The sequence below is a fragment of the Bacillus sp. AP8 genome (assembly GCF_000321185.1).
Taxonomy (GTDB): domain Bacteria; phylum Bacillota; class Bacilli; order Bacillales; family DSM-1321; genus Bacillus_AD; species Bacillus_AD massilioanorexius.
Genome location: NZ_CAPG01000013.1, coordinates 1 through 2,515, shown reverse-complemented (window position 1 = coordinate 2,515; position 2,515 = coordinate 1). Strand labels below are relative to the sequence as shown.

Sequence of the window (2,515 nt, the reverse complement as noted above, 5' to 3'; positions counted from 1 at the left end):
CACAAAGGTTCTATACCTTTGTGGTTTTTATGATTTCTTATCTATAAGGCTATTAATCAAAATTCAATTTATAATCTTCTGGTTGAGTCATTTTTAATTTCTTAGAGAATATATAAATAAATACAAGATTCAATATAATTGGAAGAATGAAAAATGCACTTAGCATAATAGAAATATTTTTAACAGTCCATCCACCATCAGCTAAATGAATATAATTTAGAGGCCCCACTAAACCTGATAAACCAAAGCCAGCACTAAAAGGTGTTCCTTGGATATTTAATATACCTGCTACTGCCCCTAAGATAGCTGCTGTAATAATCATTGGCAGTACGATTTTTGGTTTCATAAAGAAGTTTCTCATTTGAATTTTTGGCGAGCCCAATACATGTGCCAACGCTGTTCCAAGTGAATTAGCTTTATAACTCGCAATGGCTAGTCCAACTCCAGTGGCAACAATACCTAAATTTGCGGCTCCTGCACCTATGCCTGATAGCATAATGACTGTAGCAACACCAACCGAAGAAATTGGCGATAATATAATAATACAAAAAATAACAGCAATAAGTGCACCCATTAATATTGGCTGAAGTGATGTTACGTTAGCAACACCAATTCCTAGTAAACCCGTAATATCTTTTATATACGGTAATGTAAAAACACCTATCATACCTGGTATTAAAATACTTAAGGTTGGCATTAATAGAATTGAATACTCTTTTAAACGATTTCCAAGAAATTGAACAAACAATACAGCTAAGCCTGCTGTTATACCTGTGTTAATTACAACACCGATTCCATTTAACGTAAACAAACCATCAGCAGTCTTTTGAACAACCCCACTTCCAACCATTGCTGCAATCCCAATACTTGCTGTTTGAATGGAGGATAATTTAAATGTTATACCGACCATTACACCAATAAGTACAGGCAATAAGCTCATTACGAATACTGTAATATCTAATACATGCTGTAATGATGGATAATATGGAATGACTAACTTTAATAATTCTCCTAATAAAGCATTTGGAATTAAAGCAACAACAATTCCGATACTCATCCCGTTAAGTAATTTACTGAAATACTCTTTCATATATCTTTTCTCCATTCTTGTTCGTAATGAAAATTATTATATTGAAAATTCAGAAAGTAGTCAACAAATTTGTTTAATACTTTACCGCGAGTATGTGCAAAAGGAATAAAACAGAACTAATATCCACATATATACAAACGATTTCTTTCGTTATTTAATAAAGAATGCATAAAAAGATGCCTATAATCATCCCTTAGTCTGAAAATGATAGGCATCCATCATTAGATCTTATCGTTAATCTAGAGATTGAGCAATTGCAGCAAGTATAGCACCAATTGCTTGTGTCCAATTTCCAACTACATTTAATGTTTGTGATTGTTCCTTTGTTAATGTAGAAATAGTAGATAACATCTGTATACTTAGACCAATCATCTGTATTAGGTTTGCATAAATATTATAAATGTTTACTAAATTACGCTTATGAGCTAAAAAGAACACCAATGAAGAGCCTATCCCTACTACTTGAATGGCATTTCCTTGATTCACCAAAATATTTTGTACTGTTTGATCGTTCTTAAACAAAATATAGCCTGCTATTTCCTCCGAGTTACCGACTATCTGAAGCATATTGCCCAAACTATTATATGTGAGCTTCGTTTCTGCATCCAATTGAACACTTGTTGCAGATACTTGAAGAACATCTCCAACTAAATTGATATCATACAAAAAGTCACTACTTAAAAATTCAATAGGTGTATTTCCAATAGCTGAAAGAACTGTTCCAAATGCTTCAACCCATTGAGCTATTGTCATTTCTGTGTTATTTGCGATTTGATTATAATGATAGGTACGAGATCTCTGACTATTATAGTCACTATAAAATTGATAATCATATAAATTCATAGGACATCTCACCTTTTTTAAGAGTCCTGTTTTTCTAAAAATAAATAGCTTTGTTTTATACGTTACAACATGTTTATGCAAGAGCGATAAAAAAGAGCTTTTCTTATCCAATGTTTTAAGAGCGTTTATCCGATTGGGCACTTAAACTTCTCTCGGTTTCTTATTTCACCACCCTTAGATTTTCTTCATTATGTAAAAGTATTAAGTGGAACAAAGGATATTTTAGCTGAACCAACTCAGCTACACTCAACTATCCAAATTTGGTATAATAAGGTTAACAAGGAATGTAGGAGGAGATAATCATGATTGAACAAGTTCTATGGTTGTTTACCACTGTACTATTTATTGTCTCCATTTTTTATGCATATAAAATAAGAAAGAAAAAAGGAGTGAAAGGCTGGCAAAGCGCCTTAACCTCCATATGCCTTTTTATTTTAACGTTTATGAATATCCTATTTTATTGGACGGATTTTCAAGGAATAATCAGTATAGTCTTTTCCATTGTCCTCTTATGTTTAGCTGCCTACTTTACAAAATATTTACCTTCTTCAAGAACAGCAGGGAAATAAAAGAACCTTATAT

At 32.3% G+C, this 2,515-nt stretch carries 3 protein-coding genes; 1 reads left to right on the top strand and 2 read right to left on the bottom strand.

Annotated features, from left to right (window positions below; genetic code table 11):
* Window positions 1–52: 52 nt before the first annotated feature.
* Window positions 53–1,090, bottom strand: a complete 1,038-nt coding sequence (locus tag BN349_RS02435) for a PTS transporter subunit IIC (RefSeq protein WP_019240683.1) — start codon at window positions 1,088–1,090, stop codon at window positions 53–55.
* 234 nt (window positions 1,091–1,324) lie between these two features.
* Window positions 1,325–1,933, bottom strand: coding sequence for a DUF6944 family repetitive protein (locus BN349_RS02430; protein ID WP_019240682.1), 609 nt, complete (start codon window positions 1,931–1,933; stop codon window positions 1,325–1,327).
* Between the two features lie 302 nt (window positions 1,934–2,235).
* On the opposite strand from BN349_RS02430, the gene BN349_RS02425 reads away from it, so the two are divergent.
* On the top strand, window positions 2,236–2,502 hold the full coding sequence (locus tag BN349_RS02425) for a hypothetical protein (RefSeq protein WP_019240681.1): 267 nt from the start codon (window positions 2,236–2,238) through the stop codon (window positions 2,500–2,502).
* Window positions 2,503–2,515 lie beyond the last annotated feature (13 nt).

Excerpts from the sequence above, each read along its gene's own strand:
- BN349_RS02435 (WP_019240683.1), bottom strand. The coding sequence starts at position 1,090 with ATGAAAGAGTATTTCAGTAAATTACTTAACGGGATGAGTATCGGAATT.
- BN349_RS02425 (WP_019240681.1), top strand. The coding sequence starts at position 2,236 with ATGATTGAACAAGTTCTATGGTTGTTTACCACTGTACTATTTATTGTC.
- BN349_RS02430 (WP_019240682.1), bottom strand. The coding sequence starts at position 1,933 with ATGAATTTATATGATTATCAATTTTATAGTGACTATAATAGTCAGAGA.